The organism is Microbacterium sp. (genome assembly GCF_029263575.1).
Lineage (GTDB): Bacteria > Actinomycetota > Actinomycetes > Actinomycetales > Microbacteriaceae > Microbacterium.
Genome location: NZ_JAJUFV010000051.1, coordinates 1 through 19024, shown reverse-complemented (window position 1 = coordinate 19024; position 19024 = coordinate 1). Strand labels below are relative to the sequence as shown.

The following is a 19024-nucleotide window of genomic DNA, read 5'->3' as shown; positions in this document are numbered from 1 at the left end:
GTCGAAGGTCAGGTCGACCGCGACGAACGTCGACGCGTAGGTCTGCTCGCCGTCGAGCTGCGGGAAGACGAGGTACGACAGTGCCGTGTCATCGGCGACCGCGATGTCGAGCTCGTCGTAGAGGATGCTGGTCGACGACGCTGGGCCGGCATCGAGGTGGCGACCGGAGTAGTTCAGCGCCTCCGTGCCAGTGAAGCCGACACCCGTCTTCGCGGTGTGCGAGGAGGACGGCCCCGAGTCGACACTCAGCGAGAGGTCGCTCGGCTCGGCTGTGGCGTCGTCGGTTTCGATGAGGTCCCAGTCGGCGAGCTGGATGAGACCGCCCGATTGGTTGGCCGTGATGTCGAGGCGATAGTAGAGGTAGGCGTCGCTGGGCGCCTCGAGCTCGAAGCTTCTCTCCTGGGCGCGCTCGTCGAAGCTCTCGCCCGTGCGGGTGTCGAGCGTGGTCCATCCGGTGGCGTCATTCGAGGCCTGCAGGGTGAAGTCTCTCGGATCGCGCTGCGGCGCATCGCCTCCGCTGGTCAGCGTGTAGCGGGTGATCGACTGCGGCTCGGTGAACTCGTACTGCACCCAGGCGGTGCTCGTGAATGTCAGCCACTTCGATCCGGCGTTTCCGTCGGCCAGCTTCTCGACGGTCTCGTTCGGCGGGTTGTCGCTGGATGCCGTCGCCGTCGGCGCCAGCGGCAGCAGGCTGCCCGGGGTGAAGCGGTCACCGGTGACGTTGACGGCCGCGCCCGTGCCGGTCAGCAGGGGAGCGGTGTCGTCGGCCTCGAACGACGAGGAGAACTCGGTCGCGGATGCCGCCGTCGCCGGCAAGGGAACGAGGAATGCGGCCGCCACTGCCGCTACGATCGCCACGCCGCCTGCGCGGCGTGCGAGGGTTGGGCTCGCTGATTTCTCACGGGTCGAGACCATCGTCTAGCTCCTTCAGCTGCTGTGCTGTGTGGGGAAAAGAGATTCTGACATCGCTGTCATATATGGTTAGGACGCTACCATAGCGCCAGCGCGACAGGGAAGAGTCAATGGGAAAAGCAGAAAACAGTGAGGACGGCGGTGCCTCGCGTGCCACGCTCGCGCATGTCGCGGAACGGGCCGGAGTCAGCCTGAAGACGGCGTCACGGGCGCTGGGCGGAGAGTCCTACGTCAGCGAAAGCACCCGTGACCGCGTTCTCGCGGCCGCCCGCGATCTCGACTATCAGCGAAACACCGCAGCGAGCCTGCTGGCGAGCGGACGCCTGGCCGATTCGATCGGCCTCGTCACCGGAGACTTCACCAACCCGTTCTACTCGGCTCTCGCGCAGGCTATTGAAGACGAGATCCGCCCGCACAGCATCCATCTCTCCGTCGCGAACTCCCGCGAGTCAGCCGACCAGGAATGGCTCGTGGTGCACGACCTCGCCGACCGGCAGACGAAAGCGCTCATCGTCGTCTCGGCGATGCCCGAGCACGGTGTGTACCAGCAGCTGCAGGCCCGCGGCATCCCCGTGGTGTTCATCGACCGTCCCTCGGAAGACGTCAACGCCGATTCGGTGGTCTTCGACAACCGCGAAGGCGGGCGCATCGCCGGCCGACACCTGCGCCAAGCGGGGCACACCCGCATCGCCTTCATCGGCGACTACCACTGGCTCCCCACCTTCCGCGCGCGTCTGGCGGGCCTGGGCGACGTGCTCGACGATACCGACGCCGCCGAGTGGCGTGATCTCGTGCGCGCCGACACCCACGACGTGTCAGCCGCGAGAGAGCGCACGGCCGAACTGCTCGCACTGCCCGAACCTCCGACCGCGATCATCGCCGGGAACAACCGCATCCTGCTCGGCGTCATGGAAGAGCTCACCGCCATGCATCCCGAGCGCCGCCCCGCCATCCTCGGCATCGACGACGTCGAATGGGCGCGGGTACTCGGCATCAGCGTCGTCACCGGCGATACCGAACAGCTCGGACGCCAGGCCGCGCGTCTCGCACTCGGACGCCTCGCCGACCGCATGGGTGCCTCGGAGCACACGGTGCTGCCGATGAAGCTCATCGCCCGGGGCTCGGCCGAGACGCCACCCGCGCCGTAGCCGCCGCGCGATGCCGTCAGGTCGCCGCGGTCGGGCCACTCGGGAACCGACCGGGAAGGATGCTGTGCAGCCGGTCTTCGCTCAGCGCGAGGTCGCGAATCGCGCAATGCGTACGCACGGCGAGAAGTTCATAGCGGCCGGACAGCGCCGCTCCGGCGCTCAGACGTGCGGCGATCGCGCCCGGTTTCAGAGACAGAAACACTCGTCCCGACGCCTCGGTGAACGCGTGATACGTAGCATCGGCTGACGCGGCGACACGCCGCACGAGTTCAGCGCGCTACTCGACAGCCGACGTCAGTGCCGGATCTTCTCCAATGCCACGCGCAGCCGGTCGACGGTGCCGTCAATGTCGGCGAGCTTGTCGAGACCGAACAGACCGAGGCGGAAGGTCGAGAATGCCGCCGGCTCGTCGCAGTGCAGCGGCACGCCCGCGGCGATCTGCAGACCCTGTTCCTTGAATGCCGAGCCCGACTTGAGCGCCGGGTCGTCGGTGTGCACCACGACGACACCGGGCGCGGCGAACTCGTCGGCAGCAACAGAGAGCAGTCCGTACTCGGCAAGCAGAGCCCGCACACGCGAGCCGAGCTCGATCTGCGCCGCCCGCAGCGCCTCGAAGCCGCGGTCTCGGGTCTCGGTCATCGCGGCGAGGTTATGCACCAAGGCATCCGTCGGCATCGTCGCGTGATACGCCGGGCGACCGGCACGATACTCGTCGGCCATCGTGAGCCACTTGGCAAGATCGATCGCGAAGCTCGTCGCGGGGCGGCTGGTGACGGCATCCCGTCCCGCCTCGCTGAGCATCACGAATCCGGCGGCCGGCGAACCGCTCCATCCCTTCTGCGGAGCAGAGAGCAGCACGTCCACACCGAGAGCCGACATGTCGACCCACATCGCCCCCGAGGCGATGCAGTCGAGCACGAGCAGACCGCCGACCTCGTGCGTGGCCTCCGCCAGAGTGCGCACGTAGTCGTCGGGCAGGATCATTCCCGCCGCTGTCTCGACGTGCGGCGCGAACACGACCTCCGGCCGACGCGCGTGGATCGCGGCCACGACCTCTTCGATCGGTACCGGAGACCACGCCGCCTGCACGGCATCCGAATCGGGGCGAGCCGAGAGAACCGTGACGTCGTCGCTGATGCCACCCACCTCGAGAATCTGCGACCACCGGAACGAGAACAGGCCGTTGCGAACGACCAGGGTGCGCCGGCCGGTCGCCAACTGGCGTGCCACGGCCTCCATCGCGTACGTGCCGCCACCGGGAACGATCGCTGACGTGTACGCGTTATACGCCTCTTCCAGAATCCCGAGAATCTGCTGCATGACACCAACGAATCGGGCCGACATGTGATTCAGCGAACGGTCGGTGAAGACCACGGAATACTCCAGCAGACCACCCGGATCGATGTCTGCGTGGGGGAGCTCAGGCTGCGACGACTCAGTCATGCCCCCAGCATTCCACACCCCCTGTCGATTTGAGGTCGAGCGGCAGGCGTGACACTGTGGAAGACAGACCGAAGCTGTACCCCCAGCGGAGATTACCCTCATGAATCTGATTCTTTTAGATCGTCACGCCCCGATCCGGGACGGTGAATCGCTCTGACTTTCGCCGGCTCCAGACAGCCGAGAACGTCAACACACACCGCGCATATCGATGCGCGGTCGGGTCGGACAACCCTTATTCGTCCGCCCCGAATCGACGAGGGAATCGCGATGTGGCGCATCGCTCGCGACTCACAGACGCTTGATCTGAACTCGTCGTACGCGTACGTTCTCTACGCCCGCGACTTCGCTGAGACCTGCCGCATCGCCATCGTCGATGGCCGCCCGGCAGGGTTCGTTCTCGGCTACCGTCGCCCGACAGACGAATCGTGCCTGTTCATCTGGCAGGTCGCCGTCGACGCCGAGTTCCGAGGCCTGGGCCTCGCGGGCCGGATGCTTGACGACCTGCTGCACGACGACACGTTCGGCCCTGAGGTGCGCATCCTGCACACCACCATCACCGATGACAACATCGCCTCGCAGAACACCTTCCGCAGCCTCGCCAAACGGTGGGGCGATGCGCCGATGGAAGTGACCCCGCTCTTCGAGACCGAGCATCTGAGCCTCAGTGAGCCGGATGCCGAACACCATGACCCTGAACGGCTCTATGAGATCGGCCCGCCTGTGGCCGAGCCCGTGGCCGTTTCCCATTCGCCCGAGACCGGGCGACGTGCACTCCCCGCACGACAACAACCAGGAGGAGAACAACTCCACATGAATATCTTCACCGAACTCGAATCCGAAGTTCGCAGCTACTCGCGCTCATGGCCCGTGGTCTTCAACCGGGCAGTGGGCAGCACGATGTACGAAGAGTCCGGCAAGGAGTATCTCGACTTCTTCTCGGGCGCCGGCGCCCTCAACTACGGGCACAACAACCCCGAGCTGAAGAAGGCGCTCATCGACTACCTGTCGGATGACGGCGTCATGCACTCGCTCGACATGTTCACCTCGGCCCGCCGTGACTTCCTCGAGACGTTCGACGAGGTCATCCTGAAGCCGCGTGAGCTCGACTACAAGCTCGTCTTCCCCGGCCCCGGTGGGGCGAACGCCGTCGAGGCAGCGCTGAAACTTGCACGCAAGGTCACCGGTCGCGAATCGGTCATCAACTTCACGAACGCCTTCCACGGCATGACGCTGGGTGCGCTCTCGGTCACCGGTAACTCGCTCAAGCGTGGCGGCGCCGGGGTTCCGCTCGTGCACGCGACGCCCATGCCGTTCGATGACTACTTCGACGGCGACTACCCCGACTTCTTCTACTTCGAGCGCCTTCTCGAAGACTCCGGCAGCGGCCTGAACACGCCAGCAGCCGTGATCGTCGAGACCGTGCAGGGTGAGGGTGGCATCAATGCCGCGCGCGCCGAATGGCTGCGCCAGCTCTCGGCGCTGTGCAAGAAGCACGAGGTGCTGCTGATCATCGACGACGTGCAGATGGGCTGCGGCCGCACGGGCGACTTCTTCAGCTTCGAAGAGGCCGGGATCGTCCCCGACATCGTCTGCCTGTCGAAGTCGATCTCGGGCTACGGCATCCCGATGGCGCTGACGCTCATCAAGCCCGAGCTCGACATCTGGCAGCCCGGTGAGCACAACGGCACGTTCCGCGGCATCAGCCCGGCATTCGTCACCGGTGCGGAGGCGATTCGCCGCTACTGGTCAGACAACACGCTGCGCGACTCGACCATCCGCAAGGGTGCTCGCGTCGAGGGCTGGTTCAACACGATCGCCGCACGCTACCCGCAGCACGAGCTGTTCGCCAAGGGCCGCGGCCTGGCGCGTGGCCTGCAGTTCCCCACCGGCGAGCTGGCGGATGCCGTGTGCCAGGCGGCGTTCGAGCGTGGCCTGCTCATGGAGACCTCTGGCCCCGAGGGCGAGGTCATGAAGATTCTTCCCGCGCTGACCATCACTGACGCCGAGCTCGACCGCGGCCTGCGGATCATCGACGAGTCGGTGCGCGCCGTTCTCGGCGAGCCCGACCTCGAGGCCGCAGCCCGCGCCGACCAGAGCGACGAGCACGACACCGCTGAGAACAAGGAGCACACGCACGCATGATCGTCCGCACGATTGACGAGATCACCGACACTGACGCCGACATCCAGAGCGAGAACTGGCGTAGCAAGCGCATCGTCCTCGCGAAGGAGGGCGTGGGCTTCTCGGTGCACGAGACCACGCTCTACGCCGGCACGGTGAACCAGTTCTGGTACGCGAACCACATCGAAGCGGTCTTCATCGTGGAGGGCGAGGGGGAGATCACCGACCTCGCCACGGGTGAGACACACCAGCTGGCTCCCGGGTCGCTGTACCTGCTGAACAACCACGACAAGCACGAGGTGCGCCCGCGCACCCAGATGCGCACCGTGTGCGTGTTCAACCCGCCCATCACCGGGCGCGAGATCCACGACGAGAACGGCGTGTACCCGCTGGTGACGGAAACCGCCTAACCACCGCTGTTTCGAATCCCAGGCAGTCAGAGCAATCTGGCCGCCTGGGATTCGGCATATCCCGTGCCGACCGGCGCGGTCGACATTTCGAGAAGCGACAGGAGAATCACGCATGACAACCACCGCGACGACATCAGAGGACCTGTTCCCCACGCGACTGACGACACCGTCCGATTTCATCGCGCGCACGCAGCCCACGGTGTGGGGATCGGCCGACGACGGTCCGTTCTCGGCATCCGAGCTCGAAGCGCACGAGAAGCGCGGCTTCACGATCACCGATGACTTCATCTCGGCCGACGACGTGGCGCTGTACTCGAGCGAGCTCGACCGGCTCGCGGCCGACAGCTCGCTGAAGGGCGACCCGCGGTTGATCACCGAGCGCACCACGGGTGCGGTTCGGTCGGTCTTCGAGGTCGAGAAGCTCAGCTCGGTGCTGAGTGCGCTCGCGCGCAGCCCGAAGGTTCTCGACCGTGCCCGGCAGATCGTGGGCTCTGAGGTGTATCTGCATCAGACGCGCATCAACTACATGCCCAGCTTCACCGGCACCGGGTTCTACTGGCACTCCGACTTCGAGACCTGGCACGCCGAGGACGGCATGCCGATTCCACGGTCGGTGAGCCTGTCGATCGCGCTGACAGACAACTATCCGTTCAACGGTGGACTCATGGTGATGCCCGGATCGCATCGCACGTTCGTACCCTCTGTCGGCGAGACGCCCGACAACAACCACGAGCAGTCGTTGCAGGCGCAGGAGGCCGGAGTGCCCAGCCATGCCGCGATCACCGCCTTGGCCGACAAGTACGGCATCGACCAGTTCACCGGGGATGCCGGTTCAGCACTGTGGTTCGACTCGAACATCATGCACGGCTCGGGTAACAACATCACGCCGTACGCACGGTCGAACGTATTCATGGTGTTCAACAGTGTCGAGAACGCGCTGGTCGAGCCGTTCGCGGCGAGCGCTCCGCGCCCGGAACACATCGCCAACCGCGACTTCACTCCGATCAGCTGATTGTCGGTGTGCCGAGCTTCAGACGCAGATACGTCTGAGGTTCGGCACACCCTCACTGCTGATGCGGTAGGGTTCTTCACATGACAACCCGTTGGTATGCGTATTTTGAGTCGGCTCTGGAGGGGCCGGCGCAGAAGTAGCGCCTACCAACCTTCAGAGCCGACAAGCCAGAGCATTTTGCTCTGGCTTTCGCCGTTTCGGCGGGCTCTGCATCCGGGGTCCGCCCTCACACAGGACAGGACCCATGAATACCATCACCTCAGCCGAGGCCACCGCCGATCTGCACGTCGCACAGTTCACGACGCTGCCCACACCCGACGAGATCTCGGCAGAACTGCCGATCGGCGAGGAGCGCGCCTCGCTCGTCGCGCGTACCCGCGATGAGGTTCGCGCCATCATGGCAGGAGAGGATGACCGGCTTCTCGTCGTCGCCGGACCGTGCTCGATTCACGACCCGCAGGCTGGGCTCGAGTACGCGGGTCGCCTCATGCGTGTCGCCGAGGAGCACCGCGATGATCTGCTGATCGTGATGCGCACGTACTTCGAGAAGCCGCGCACCACGATCGGATGGAAGGGCCTGATCAACGATCCGCACCTCGACGGCAGTCACGACATCGAGACCGGGCTGCGTCTTGCACGCGGATTCCTGCGTGACGTGACGGCGCTCGGGATGCCCTGTGCCACCGAGTTCCTCGAGCCGATCAGCCCGCAGTACACCGCGGATCTCATCACCTGGGGCGCGATCGGCGCGCGCACGACGGAGAGCCAGATTCATCGCCAGCTGGCGTCCGGCCTGTCGATGCCGATCGGCTTCAAGAACGGCATGGACGGAGGGCTTCAGGTCGCGCTGGATGCGGCTGCTGCGGCATCCGCTCCGCAGGCATTTCTGGGAATCGGTGCCGATGGGCGCGCGAGCCTGGTGACCACAACCGGAAATCCCGACACGTCGGTGATTCTGCGGGGCGGCGCCGACGGCCCGAATTACAGCGTCGAGCATGTCGCGCAGGCGGCTCAGCGACTGGATGCTGCGTCGTTGACTCCGCGCGTGGTCATCGACGCGAGTCACGGCAACAGCGGCAAAGACCACATTCGCCAGGCCGAGGTCGCTCGGGAGCTGGGGGAGCAGATCGCGACCGACGGCGCGGCGATCGCGGGTGTCATGATCGAGAGCAACCTCGTCGCCGGGGCACAGAAGCTCGACGTGACCGCGCACCACTCACGATTGACTTACGGCCAGAGCGTCACTGACGCCTGCATGGGGTGGGATGCGACGACCGCGGCCCTCGCGGAACTCGTCGAAGGCGTGCGCCGTCGACGCCGATGACGAGTGCTCTTCGGCGCCGGTGCAGCGGGCGGATCAGTGACCCTGGCGGCGCTCGAGCTCGGTGCCCTGGGGCGTGCGGTATTCGATGAGGATATCCATGTCAGATCCGGTGAAGCGGATGCGACCTCCCGCTGGGGTGTCCCAGAGAGCGTTCTGTCGATCACCGTCACGCACGATTCGGACGGCTCCCCAACGGGTCTCACCCTCGCGAACGAGCATCGCGAAAAGGTCATCGAGGAATCGGCGGGATTCTTCGGTGACCTTACGGATGATGTCCGTCGTGCGCATATCGACGGACAGTACGTGTTCACGGTTAGAGATGACCGAGACATCGGGCTCTGAGAGCGCCGATGCCGTGTTGACCAGGTAGTGCTTATTCCGCGATTCCTCGATCGTCCAGCCGAACCGTTGGGCAGCCTGGCGCTGCACCTGCGATTTCACGAACGGCCACGACAGCGATTCGAAGAAGTCGATAACGTCGCACACCTCAGCCGGAGCCATCGCTTTCCACGTCATGCTCACCACCCTAGCGACGAGCACCTCTCGTCAAGATCATGCTGCCCCGTTCGGGGGTGGGTCGGTGCGATAGTTTGGACAGCATGTCGCTGCCGGACGTCGGGCCCCATCCGCTCAGACCGCATTTGTGGGCGCAGCGCGTCAGTCGCTCGGCCCCGCACGGTCTTGACGTTCTCGAGGCGCACGTTCTTGCGTACACGACGAAGGCGGACGAGGTGTCACGGATGCCATGGTGGCGGATCGCGTGGGGCGTGTCGCCGCTTCTGGCGATGCTGGCGTCCATCGGCGGTTTCGCGGCCGTCTTCGGCAACCCGCGGGACGTCTGGATCGGACGGACGGACGCACCGGATTCCGCTGACATTCCGTGGGCGATGTTGTCCTACAGCGTCGCCGCGATCGGGGTGGTGCTGATCTTCGTCTACTGGATCGTGACATCGAAGCGGCGTAGAAATGGTTCGTTGCAGATCATGCTCGCCCTCGTCTTCGTGTTCGGTCTGCTCGGCGTGCCGGTCGCCCACCAGCTTGCGCGGGAAGCCGGGATCGATCTGGGGCTGATGCCGCTCCTTCCCGTGTACGTGATGATGGGACTGGCGGTGATCGTATTCGTGATCATCCAGCTCTCCCCACCGATGCCACCCGAGCCCGACACCCCGCCGATACCGGTCGACCAGCTTGAGCCGAAAGCGATGAAGATTCTGATGCGGGAGCGGAACGACGCCATCAAGAAGCTCGCGGAACGCGGGATGCTGCCGGACGTCGACGTCGATGTGCTGCAGGCACGCCCGCTCGGCCGACTGCACATCAGCGACGACACGATGTAAGCGGATCTTCGGTGAGCACTGGGCTCCCGCGTCCTACGCTTTGTTCTTGCGAGCGTTCCTCTTGCTGCGCACGATCGTCCAGATCGCGCCGCCGATCAGCGCGAGCGTGATGGCGCGCACGATCCAGAGCCCCGGCTCCCACACGACCTCGTAGTCGCCAGGCACGCCGAGCAGCGCCTGGACGATCTGTCCGATCGCCGCCCTGCTGCCTTCCAGCTCACCAAGGCTGAGAACGACCGTCACGCTGATGGCCGGGATCCCGAGAAAGACGAGTGGCGCATACACCCGGAACCCGGCGACGCGGTCCCCGCGAAGGGCATCGAACACGGCCAGACCCAGCACCCGCAGCGGAAACACCACCAATCCCCAGAACACGAAACTCAGGCCAAGGCCGAAGAACACGAGGAATGCGAACGAGAACAGGACCCCGACCGCACTCGAGAAACTGACCACATCGAAGTAGTCAGGGTCAGCGAGCATCGGCCGGACGCTCATGGCGAGCAGCCCCGCCGGCAGGATGACGAGCGGCCACCACAGCAGCGTCCAGTCAGGGTCCTGCTGCCCGAGCTTGCAGAGCACCACCAGCTCGATGACCACGGCCCCGGCGACCATCGGGAAGAGGAACAGCGAGAGCATCGGCAAGCCGTCAGCACTGTCCGGGTCCAGCAGCATCAACGGGACAGCGGCGACAGCGAGAGCGATCAGCGAAACGACCGCCACCGGAAACGAGATCCTCTTCACCGACTGTCTCGGGGAGACGATCGACTTGCCGCGGTCAGAGAGCGTTTCGACCGCATCCCAAAAACTCACTGAGCTCGTCCTCGCCATATGTCCCCACGCCCCTACGCCGGCAGCAGCCTCGTCCGATAGTTCCGGCAGCGACATAAGCCTACGATGGTCTCCGCGAACCGCGCCTGAGCATACCCCGAACCGCATCGCACCGCGCCGCACTGCACCGGACTACGAGAGCAGCGCGGCCGCTTGTCCGTCGAACTGGTGCCCACCGCGCGCATGGACTCTGACGCCGGCGCTCGGCAGCTGCGCCGAGTTGAGAGCGAGGTGGGCGAAGGGGACAACTTCGTCGTCGACGCAATGGTGCAGCGTGACTTCCTGCGGCGGCTCGGCTCCGTCGAGGTCGTACTGGCCGACGTCCCAGCCATCGATGCCCCAGTTCGGCATGGCCAGCAGCAAAGCTCGCCTCACTGACCAATCGCGCTCGGCGAGCACCCTGACGAGGATCGACCCACTGAAAGAATGCGCGGCGACAAGATCGTTCACTCCGCGCTCAGACAATGCCTGGCGAACCGGTGCCGCCCAGCCTTCGAACGACATATCCTCGTCGGGCAATCGCGGCATCGTCAGTTCAACTCCGAGTTCTTCGGCGAGAGCCGCGGCGAGTGAGCGGTCTTCATCGAATCCGCCGGCGCCATGCAAGAACAGCAGCATGCACTCAGCGTACGCGCGTGCGGTGGGGGCGAGAAGTGCGGAGCCTCGAACGTGGTGAGTGTATAGTCACTCACATGTCGAATCGATCACTTTCCACTGCAGCCGACCGTCGCTCTGCGATCGTGAGCGCTGCTCTCGCAGCGTTCTCGCGTGGAGGCTACACGGGCACAACGGTCGCCGATGTCGCGCGTGAGGCCGGGATTTCCAGCGCGTATGTGCTCAAGTTGTTCGGCGAGAAGGAGGCCTTGTTCGTCGCCGCGCTCGAGAGGTGCTTCGAGCGCATCGAAGAGACGCTGTCCGCTATCCAGGTGAACGGGACGCCCGTCGCGATCCTCGACGCGATGGGTGACGCCTACGCCGATCTCATCGCAGATCGTACGCTGCTCCTCATCCAGGTGCATGCGCAGTCCGTCGCGACCGTTCCGGGGATCGGCGATGCGCTGCGCGCCGGGCTGGCTCGCGTCACCCGTTTCGCGAAGCAGCGCTCCGGAGCAGAGGACCGCGACGTGCAGCGGTTCATGGCCTACGGGCAGCTGTGCCATCTTGTCGTGACGTCCGGCATCTCGGACGTCGATGCCGATTGGGCGCATACCTTGACCGATGGCCTCCGTCACCCCGAGATCTGAAGGAGGACACATGTCCAGCACACCCGACATCCTCGTCACCGGAGCCACCGGATCGACCGGCCGCGCCACTGTCGACGCCCTTGCCAAGCGTGGCGTCACGTTCCGCCCGATGTCCCGAAGTCTGTCGTCCGCCGACTTCGCCGTGCAGGCCGACCTCGACGACGCCGACAGCGTTCGCGCTGCGCTCAGCGGGATCAGAGCCGCCTACTTGGTGACGCCGTCAACCGAACGTGCTGAAGCGCAGCAGAAGCAGTTCATCGATCTCGCGGTCGAAGCCGGAGTGCGCCACATCGTGCTGCTATCGCAACTCGGTTCGGTCATCGACTCTCCCGTGCGCTTTCTGCGATATCACGCGGCCGTGGAGGAACACGCGTTCGCGTCGCGGCTTGAGGTCACGGCTTTGCGTCCCAACCTGTTCATGCAGGGGCTGTTCGCTGTGTCCAACGTCGTGAAATCAGCCGGAGTGCTGCCAGCCCCGATTGGCAATGCACGGGTGAGCCTCGTCGACGTGCGCGACATCGGCGCGATGGCCGCGCATGCTTTGACCTCGCCAGTCCCATGGGGAATCCAGACGCTCACGGGCCCCGAGTCGCTCACTCACTCCGACCTCGCCGGCCACCTCTCGTCCGCCACTGGCGACGAGATCCGCTTCGAAGACGTCCCGCCTGCAAAGTTCGGCGAGATGCTCGCCGGGATTCTCCCACCATGGCAGGTCGACGGTCTGCTCGAGGACTACGCCCACTACGCGCGAGGCGAGGCCGCCGAGCTGTCATCGGCAGTTCCTGACGTGCTCGGGCGTCCAGCGCGTAGCTTTGCGGACTTCGCGGACCAGAACGCGGTCTGCTTCCGCAAGGAGTGACGCCGCGCACCGTCACGGTGAGCTGATAAGACACCGCGGTAGCCTACGAAAAGAACCTCAACCCCTTCGACTGGATCGACGGGGAGACCTTCGAGACTCAAACATGCCAGCACCTGATCCGCCATCTTGATCGACAATCACGTTTACGAGTGCCTGGGACGACCACAACGCAGGAGCGGTGACATGACAGAGGTAGCCATCGACAGGGTCGAGAACATGTTGTCATCGCGAATGTCATCCGGTGACCTTGCAGAGCTTGCCCGACTTGTCCCGAAGCTCGATCGACAGGAATTGATTCGCTTGGTGCGGACGAACCCGCCGATCGAGTCGGCGATGCTGTTCCGAGTGCTAGGGAAGGACGACGCACTCGCGGTTTTCGAGAACCTCACGCCGTCCTACCAGGCCGAGATCATCAGGGCGCTGCGTCAGCCAGAAGTAGCTGAAATAATCGACGGCCTGGATCCCGACGACCGTGCGGAGCTGTTCGGGGAGCTCCCCGCCGGCGTCGTTCACAAGCTGATGCACGGGTTAGATGCGTCCGAGCGGCAAATGACCGCTCAGGTCCTCGGTTACCCGAAGTCGTCGATCGGCCGGTATATGTCGCCGGAGGTGCTCGATCTGCACGACGACTGGACAGTGCAGCAAGCGGTGGACGTCGTGTACGCGCACATCGACCGACCCGAGACCGTTTACCTGCTCCCTGTCGTCGGCTCGGGGCGCAAGCTCAAGGGCGTCGTCTCCCTGCGCAACCTCCTTGCCGAACAAGCCCGCGATCCAGCCGAAACCGTCGGCAAAGTTGCGCGCGAGCCTGTGGCAGTGCACGCGCTCACCGACCGTGAGACCGCGGCCCGAGAGTTCCTCGCGCACCGCCTCATCGCGATGCCGATCGTCGATGAGGAGGAACGCCTCATCGGTATCCTCACGATGGATGACGTCCTCGACATCACCGATGAGGAGAACGCGGAAGACACCGCTCGCTCCGGCGGTGCCGAACCACTCGATCGCTCCTACCTCTCGAGCACGATCCTTCGCATCGTCCGAAGCAGGATCGTCTGGCTGGTCGTCCTTGCCGTGTCGGCGGTTCTGACCGTTCAGGTCCTGGAGATCTACGAGAACCGTCTCGACCAAGTGGTCGTGCTCGCGCTGTTCATCCCGCTGCTCACCGGAACCGGAGGAAACACGGGAAATCAGGCTGCAACCACAGTCACGCGTGCCCTCGCTGTCGGAGAGGTCAGGGTTCGAGATCTCTGGCGCGTCATCTGGCGAGAACTGCGCGTCGGCGGCCTGCTCGGGGCCGTACTCGGCTGTCTCGGCTTTCTCGTCGCCGGACTGGTCTACGGATGGGCAATCGGCACCGTCATCGGCCTCACCCTTCTGTCGGTGTGCGCAATGGCCGCAACGGTCGGAGGCCTCATGCCGATCATCGCGAAGAAGGTCGGAGCCGACCCCGCGGTCTTCTCCAATCCGTTCATCTCAACCTTCTGCGACGCCACCGGCCTGATTCTCTACTTCACGATCGCCGCCATCGTCCTCGGCTTGCCCTGAGCAGCAAACCGCCGAGGATGAGCTCCGTCCTGCGGTCGTAGTCTTCGCGGGAGGGCCGTGCACGACCGTCCTGCTTGCAAAGGCTCTTTCAATCCCCCTTTTTCCGCGCAATTCCACGGTTTCTAGATCTCTCCACGTTTTTCGGCAGTTCATGGTCGATCGCGGTCGCAACCGCCGCGATCATCATCGCTCTCGCGGCACTGATCCCCCCGTCGGACTGTGCTTCCTCGCCGTTGCAACAGGGCTGCTGCTCTGGCTGGTCGCTCAGGGCATCTGGGCCTGGCGCAGGCGAACACGGCCGCTCGAATCCTCGTCGGCATCGTGCCCATCGTCGCGATCGCGGTCGGTAGTAGGGGCTGGTGAATACGTCGTCGGCCACGTTCTCGGGGAACGGTGCGACGTCGAGCAGTATGGCCCAGCGGTCGGTCTGTGCTTCGCGGGCGAGCACGTCGTACTCGGCGAGCAGCGTGGATAGCGAGGCGTGACGCTCTACCTCGAGTTTCAGGGTTTCGGTGGCGGAGAGGTCGGCGTCGGTTCGAGCGAGTACCTTGGCGATCCAGTCTGTCAGGGTCAGCGGTTCAGGCTGGTCGAGATGCGGCTCGACCTCGTGTGGGTCGGGCACGATCACGTAGGCGTGGTTGCGGTGCTTGCCGCGCGTCATCGCCACATAGAACAACTCTCGCGAAGAGGCTTCGGGATCAACGAGCGCGTGCGCGGTATTGAGGCTGGCGCCCTGGGCACGGTGAACCGTGGAGGCGTAGCCGAGTTCAACCTCCTCGAGAACATACTTCGCGGGCAACACGAGAGCCTTGCCGTGAGGCTGATCACCGCGCCCCAACCGGCGCACAGCGAGCGAACCGTCGTCATAGCGGCGGGCAACTTGCCAGCGGTCGCCGTTCTTAACCCACGCTTTGCCCGTGGACAGGCGGCGGTCGTTGAGCCGGGTGACGACGAGATCGCCAACGCCTGCGGTGGTGCCATCGTGCAGACGCAGACCAGCCGCCTCGACCTGTCCAGCTTCGACCAGGTCGGCGCGGGCGCGTTCGTTGAGTTGAGCGACCATCTCGCCTGTGCCTGCAATCATCAATGTGCGCAGGCCCTCGTCGCGGTCAGTGCGCCACGCCCCGTAGATGCTGTCGAGCATCGTCTCGGTGTTGCCGTCGAGTAGTCTGCCGCGCGCCTGGTAGTCGTCGAGCGCGTCGATGTTTCCGCGTCGCAGGCTGAGGCTGGCGGTCTTCTCCCACTCGTTGGCGAAGCGGCGCACATCGGCGAGTTCGGGAACCTGATCGCGGTGACGGACGAGCATCCCGAACGCCCCGCCCGTCTCTACCGCACTCAGCTGCGCCCAATCGCCGATGACCACGACCTTAGCTCCGACCTCAGCGGCGTGCTCGGCGATCCGATCGAGCGCGAGGGTTCCTGCGAGGGAGGACTCGTCCACGAGCATTAGCTGCCCGGCTTCGAGGTTCCAGCGCCCGTGGTGGTGTTCGTAGAGGAACTTCGCGGTGTTCTCCGCCCGCACACCGAGCGAGTCGCCGAGCATTTCGGCCGCAGCCGCCGACGGCGCGAGACCGATCACCGAGTCACGCCCGTGCGCTCCGGTCCACGCGCGATGGAGCGCGCGTAGCGCGGTGGTCTTCCCGGAACCGGCGGGGCCGACCAGCAGATCCAGCGTCAACCCGGAACGGGCGATGCGGGTGATGGCGACGGCCTGGTCGGGGGCGAGCCGGACGCCCCTAATCTTGCGGGAGGTGTGCCGCGCGACGAGCCGCGCTGCCAGTGCTGGCCCGCCAATGTGCTGGCTGTGCGCGAGTAGGCGCTGCTCGGCGTCGAGGATGTTTTGGCTGGAGTACGCGATCTGATCGACCGGCTGGAACCTGTTGCCCTCGCCGCCGATGTAGTGGGCGGGTACGGCGCGGTCGTAGTCCGGGGTGAGTCGGAGCGATTCGGCTTCAGCGTGTGCGACGATCTGATCGAGCACGCGGATGCGGTCGTCGGTGGTTGCGAACCGGACGCCCATGGTCTGCCGCATCGTCTCGGCGTGCAGGTTCCATCGCCCCCAGGTTGCACGCCTGTTCGCTACCTCCATCAGCACCACGGAGGCGAGATCCTCGATCTGCTCCAGCCCGAGATCGTCCGCGCGCAGTCGGGCCTCTGTCGCACCCCGGTCGAGCAGATGCTGCGCCCAAGTCGGAGCGTCCTCACCGAGCACGACCTCGGCACGCGCACGCCAGTCGGCGGTGAGGTCGGCCAGTGAGTGCAGTGCCTTCTCGGGCCTGGTCTCCAAGGTCGCCTGTTGCCGGAGCTTCGCAATCGCCGCCGCCGACGGTTGCCGCCCGTGCTCAGCGACGTACTGCTCGATCACCCGGTTTTTGACCTGCTCGATGCCCTCCGCGCCGTCAACGCCTCCGGTCGTGCGACGCGAGAACTCTGCGATCAATGCCGCCGGAACGCCCTGGATCTCCCAGCCGGTGTTGCGGTCTTTGCCCCGGTCGACGGGCACCCAGGTCACGCCGAGTAGCCGCGCGGTGTGGTCGGTGACAAAGGCGTTGTACGACTCCGAGAGCGCGACAGCGGCCTTGTGTAGTCGGCGAGAGTCGAGCGTGCGCCAGCGTCCGTCCTCTCCCTGCACCTTGTTCGACACCACGACATGCGTATGTAGTTGCGGGTCGGCGGCTCGGGAGTCGTAATGATCGAACGCCGTAGCGATAACGCCAACGATCGGCATCTGCGCGATACCGCCCACGCCGACGCGGGTTGCAGCGACGCGATCCTCCAGCAACGCGATCGTGTCGCGCATCGCGGCGTGATGCGCCTGCGCGATCAGCGTTTGCGTGCCCGCATCAGCGACACCCCAGATCGCGCTCACCGACTTCGGCGGGGAGAACGTCAAGTCAAACCCCGCAACGGCGGTGCGCGGCTTCTTCGCAACCTCTTCCTCACGGATGCGCTGCACCGCCCGTGCTCGCGCCTCGCCCTGCAAGCCAGGGTCGAGCCGTGCAACACGGGCCGCAATCCGCTCGCGCGGGGTTTGCAACGAGGGGAACCTCTTGCCGAGCTTCTCGCCGGTGACCGGGTGGATGCCATCACCGAGCAGTCGGGCCAGGTGTTCCTCGGTCACCATGTCGCCCTCGGCCAACGCCGGGGTGCGCCCGTCGTCGAGGCTCATCAGGCCGGTGCCGACCCACGTTCCGGGCGGGTTCCCGGTCTCGGCGTAGTAGCGGGTCAGCGGGCTGCTCATCTCGCGGTCGCCATCGCCGACGACGACCGATTTCAGCAGGTACTCGTAACCCTTGCCGGACGACATGACCCGGATGGTCATCACCACGACGGCCCCTCCCCGAGACCGCCACGGAAGGGACGACCTCGGGGGTCAGGTGCGCGCGCAGCGCGCGGCGCGCACTCCTAGTGCCAGACGTGTGGAGGGATCAGAGTAGGTCGCAACGCAAGGGGTACGGACACCATCGGGTAGGATTGGAGCCATGTCAGGTGCTTCTGCTGCGGCCGCTGCCGCTGTGACGGAGACGCTCCGCTAGCGGCGGAACGTCTCCTCACTTTATCTAGTTCACGTTCCGTCGCTTGATCGTCGGTTCGGCGCGACATGTTTGGTCGCCCGATTCTTCATTCGAGCAACGGAGTTTTCTGTGTCTTTCAGCACCTCTTCATCGCGGCCTGCGCAAGTATCGGTAGCGCGTTCTTGGGCAGTCCTCGTGTGTCTGTCCATCCTGCAATTCCTCATCGCCGTCGACGTCACCGTGGTCAACGTGGCGCTGCCATCCATAGGCAACGATCTCGGCGTTGATCCGCGCGGCCTTACTTGGGTCGTCGTCGGATACACCATCACAGGCGGTGGTTTGTTGATGCTTGGCGGACGCCTGGGGGACGTCTTCGGCCGACGCCGCCTTCTCCTCATCGGTACCGCGATCTTCGGAGCAGCCTCACTGATGGCGGGCCTCGCGGAAACATTTCCGCTACTCGTGGGGGCGAGGCTGTTCCAGGGTGTGGGCGAAGCCCTAGCCCTGCCCGCTGCGATGGCGACCATCGTCCTGTTGTTTCCCGAAGGGCGGGCGCGCACCCGCGCCTTGAGCGTGTGGGCTGCGGTTGCAAGCTGCGGTCTTGTACTGGGGTTCGTGCTCTCGGGAATCATCACCGAGTACCTCGGGTGGCGATGGATCTTCCTCATCGCCGTCCCATTCATTCTGTTTGTGTTGATCGCTACTGTCGCGCTGCTACCTCGAGACCGAACACGGGAACGCACACCGTTGGACATCCTCGGATCGATTCTGCTGACAAGCGCACCGCTGCTGTTCGCTTTCGGAGTGGTGGAGGCCGGGGACAGCACTGGGGATGTGCCATGGTCATCAATTGCTGCCTTGGTGGGAGCGGTAGCCGCCGCTGTATTGTTCGTCAAGGTGGAACGCCGAGCCGCAAACCCGCTGGTTCCGCTGATCTTCTTCCGCAATCGGACACGAGTGCGCGCAAATCTTGCGACTGCATTGTTGAGCGCGGCGCTCTCAACGTCCTTCCTGCTGTTCACGTTCTATCTACAGGATGAACTCGGTCTCTCTCCGCTGGAGGCCGGGTTGCTGCTCCTGCCGCTTGCGGTGGCGCTCATCGTCGCTGTGACCGTCGTGCCCCGCCTCTTGGGGCGCTGGGAAGCGCGTTCTTGCATCGTCGTGGGACTGAGTTCTGCAGGGGCAGGCATGATCGTGATCGCGGCAGCCGCACAGCTCGAAGCCCCCGCTTGGCTGCTAACCCCAGCGATGCTCTTCATCGCCGCAGGTATGGGGTTCGGACTCGTTGGGTTGCAGTACGCGGCCGTCACCGAAGTCACCGACGAT

General features: G+C 65.0%; 17 protein-coding genes and 1 pseudogene. 11 read left to right on the top strand and 7 right to left on the bottom strand.

Annotation, left to right across the window (positions count from 1 at the left end; genetic code table 11):
* A partial coding sequence (locus tag Q1J95_RS07220; RefSeq protein WP_300266732.1) for a discoidin domain-containing protein occupies positions 1-915 on the bottom strand: 915 nt, incomplete at its 3' end.
* A 107-nt stretch (positions 916-1022) separates the two neighbouring features.
* On the opposite strand from Q1J95_RS07220, the gene Q1J95_RS07215 reads away from it, so the two are divergent.
* On the top strand, positions 1023-2060 hold the full coding sequence (locus tag Q1J95_RS07215; protein WP_300266731.1) for a LacI family DNA-binding transcriptional regulator: 1038 nt from the start codon (positions 1023-1025) through the stop codon (positions 2058-2060).
* A 16-nt stretch (positions 2061-2076) separates the two neighbouring features.
* Here the strand turns inward: Q1J95_RS07215 and Q1J95_RS07210 are convergent, their stop codons facing one another.
* Entirely contained in the window at positions 2077-2262 is a 186-nt protein-coding gene (locus Q1J95_RS07210) for a hypothetical protein (RefSeq protein ID WP_300266730.1), read from the bottom strand.
* A gap of 92 nt (positions 2263-2354) precedes the next feature.
* Complete coding sequence (locus tag Q1J95_RS07205) at positions 2355-3503, bottom strand: aminotransferase class V-fold PLP-dependent enzyme (RefSeq protein WP_300266729.1); 1149 nt, start codon at positions 3501-3503, stop codon at positions 2355-2357.
* 147 nt (positions 3504-3650) lie between these two features.
* Between Q1J95_RS07205 and ectA the strand changes: the two are divergent.
* The 5 genes and pseudogenes from ectA to Q1J95_RS07180 all read left to right on the top strand — a co-directional run.
* A pseudogene (gene ectA / locus Q1J95_RS07200) lies at positions 3651-4208 on the top strand (diaminobutyrate acetyltransferase); the annotation flags it as partial.
* A gap of 105 nt (positions 4209-4313) precedes the next feature.
* The gene (gene ectB, locus Q1J95_RS07195; protein WP_300266734.1) at positions 4314-5645 is read left to right on the top strand and encodes a diaminobutyrate--2-oxoglutarate transaminase; all 1332 of its coding nucleotides are present in this window, start codon (positions 4314-4316) and stop codon (positions 5643-5645) included.
* Entirely contained in the window at positions 5642-6034 is a 393-nt protein-coding gene (locus tag Q1J95_RS07190) for an ectoine synthase (RefSeq protein ID WP_300266727.1), read from the top strand. The genes ectB and Q1J95_RS07190 overlap by 4 nt, the downstream gene beginning before the upstream one ends.
* A 112-nt stretch (positions 6035-6146) precedes the next feature.
* Entirely contained in the window at positions 6147-7046 is a 900-nt protein-coding gene (thpD, locus tag Q1J95_RS07185) for an ectoine hydroxylase (protein WP_300266726.1), read from the top strand.
* Between the two features lie 244 nt (positions 7047-7290).
* Positions 7291-8370 (top strand): 3-deoxy-7-phosphoheptulonate synthase, encoded by a 1080-nt coding sequence (locus Q1J95_RS07180; RefSeq protein ID WP_300266724.1) that lies wholly within the window; start codon positions 7291-7293, stop codon positions 8368-8370.
* Between the two features lie 33 nt (positions 8371-8403).
* On the opposite strand, the gene Q1J95_RS07175 is transcribed toward Q1J95_RS07180, so the two are convergent.
* Positions 8404-8886 (bottom strand): DUF6301 family protein, encoded by a 483-nt coding sequence (locus tag Q1J95_RS07175; RefSeq protein WP_300266723.1) that lies wholly within the window; start codon positions 8884-8886, stop codon positions 8404-8406.
* 83 nt (positions 8887-8969) lie between these two features.
* Here Q1J95_RS07175 and Q1J95_RS07170 point away from each other — a divergent pair, with 83 nt between their 5' ends.
* Positions 8970-9707, top strand: a complete 738-nt coding sequence (locus tag Q1J95_RS07170) for a hypothetical protein (RefSeq protein ID WP_300266722.1) — start codon at positions 8970-8972, stop codon at positions 9705-9707.
* Positions 9708-9740: 33 nt separating this feature from the next.
* Here the strand turns inward: Q1J95_RS07170 and Q1J95_RS07165 are convergent, their stop codons facing one another.
* Both Q1J95_RS07165 and Q1J95_RS07160 read right to left on the bottom strand, forming a co-directional pair.
* On the bottom strand, positions 9741-10517 hold the full coding sequence (locus Q1J95_RS07165) for a hypothetical protein (RefSeq protein ID WP_300266721.1): 777 nt from the start codon (positions 10515-10517) through the stop codon (positions 9741-9743).
* Between the two features lie 150 nt (positions 10518-10667).
* Entirely contained in the window at positions 10668-11153 is a 486-nt protein-coding gene (locus tag Q1J95_RS07160; protein WP_300266720.1) for an alpha/beta hydrolase, read from the bottom strand.
* 74 nt (positions 11154-11227) lie between these two features.
* Here Q1J95_RS07160 and Q1J95_RS07155 point away from each other — a divergent pair, with 74 nt between their 5' ends.
* From Q1J95_RS07155 to mgtE, 3 genes are all read left to right on the top strand, one after another.
* Positions 11228-11779, top strand: coding sequence for a TetR/AcrR family transcriptional regulator (locus Q1J95_RS07155; RefSeq protein WP_300266719.1), 552 nt, complete (start codon positions 11228-11230; stop codon positions 11777-11779).
* 10 nt (positions 11780-11789) lie between these two features.
* A complete protein-coding gene (locus tag Q1J95_RS07150; protein ID WP_300266718.1) occupies positions 11790-12638 on the top strand; it encodes an NmrA family NAD(P)-binding protein in 849 nt (282 codons plus the stop codon).
* 183 nt (positions 12639-12821) lie between these two features.
* Positions 12822-14183 (top strand): magnesium transporter, encoded by a 1362-nt coding sequence (gene mgtE, locus Q1J95_RS07145; RefSeq protein ID WP_300266717.1) that lies wholly within the window; start codon positions 12822-12824, stop codon positions 14181-14183.
* An 88-nt stretch (positions 14184-14271) separates the two neighbouring features.
* Here the strand turns inward: mgtE and mobF are convergent, their stop codons facing one another.
* Positions 14272-17505, bottom strand: a complete 3234-nt coding sequence (gene mobF, locus Q1J95_RS07140; RefSeq protein WP_300266733.1) for a MobF family relaxase — start codon at positions 17503-17505, stop codon at positions 14272-14274.
* 322 nt (positions 17506-17827) lie between these two features.
* Here mobF and Q1J95_RS07135 point away from each other — a divergent pair.
* A partial coding sequence (locus Q1J95_RS07135) for an MFS transporter (protein ID WP_300266716.1) occupies positions 17828-19024 on the top strand: 1197 nt, incomplete at its 3' end.

Excerpts from the sequence above, each read along its gene's own strand:
- Q1J95_RS07215 (WP_300266731.1), top strand. The coding sequence starts at position 1,023 with ATGGGAAAAGCAGAAAACAGTGAGGACGGCGGTGCCTCGCGTGCCACG.
- Q1J95_RS07205 (WP_300266729.1), bottom strand. The coding sequence starts at position 3,503 with ATGACTGAGTCGTCGCAGCCTGAGCTCCCCCACGCAGACATCGATCCG.
- ectB (WP_300266734.1), top strand. The coding sequence starts at position 4,314 with ATGAATATCTTCACCGAACTCGAATCCGAAGTTCGCAGCTACTCGCGC.
- Q1J95_RS07190 (WP_300266727.1), top strand. The coding sequence starts at position 5,642 with ATGATCGTCCGCACGATTGACGAGATCACCGACACTGACGCCGACATC.
- thpD (WP_300266726.1), top strand. The coding sequence starts at position 6,147 with ATGACAACCACCGCGACGACATCAGAGGACCTGTTCCCCACGCGACTG.
- Q1J95_RS07180 (WP_300266724.1), top strand. The coding sequence starts at position 7,291 with ATGAATACCATCACCTCAGCCGAGGCCACCGCCGATCTGCACGTCGCA.
- Q1J95_RS07175 (WP_300266723.1), bottom strand. The coding sequence starts at position 8,886 with ATGACGTGGAAAGCGATGGCTCCGGCTGAGGTGTGCGACGTTATCGAC.
- Q1J95_RS07170 (WP_300266722.1), top strand. The coding sequence starts at position 8,970 with ATGTCGCTGCCGGACGTCGGGCCCCATCCGCTCAGACCGCATTTGTGG.
- Q1J95_RS07160 (WP_300266720.1), bottom strand. The coding sequence starts at position 11,153 with ATGCTGCTGTTCTTGCATGGCGCCGGCGGATTCGATGAAGACCGCTCA.
- Q1J95_RS07155 (WP_300266719.1), top strand. The coding sequence starts at position 11,228 with ATGTCGAATCGATCACTTTCCACTGCAGCCGACCGTCGCTCTGCGATC.
- Q1J95_RS07150 (WP_300266718.1), top strand. The coding sequence starts at position 11,790 with ATGTCCAGCACACCCGACATCCTCGTCACCGGAGCCACCGGATCGACC.
- mgtE (WP_300266717.1), top strand. The coding sequence starts at position 12,822 with ATGACAGAGGTAGCCATCGACAGGGTCGAGAACATGTTGTCATCGCGA.
- mobF (WP_300266733.1), bottom strand. The coding sequence starts at position 17,505 with ATGACCATCCGGGTCATGTCGTCCGGCAAGGGTTACGAGTACCTGCTG.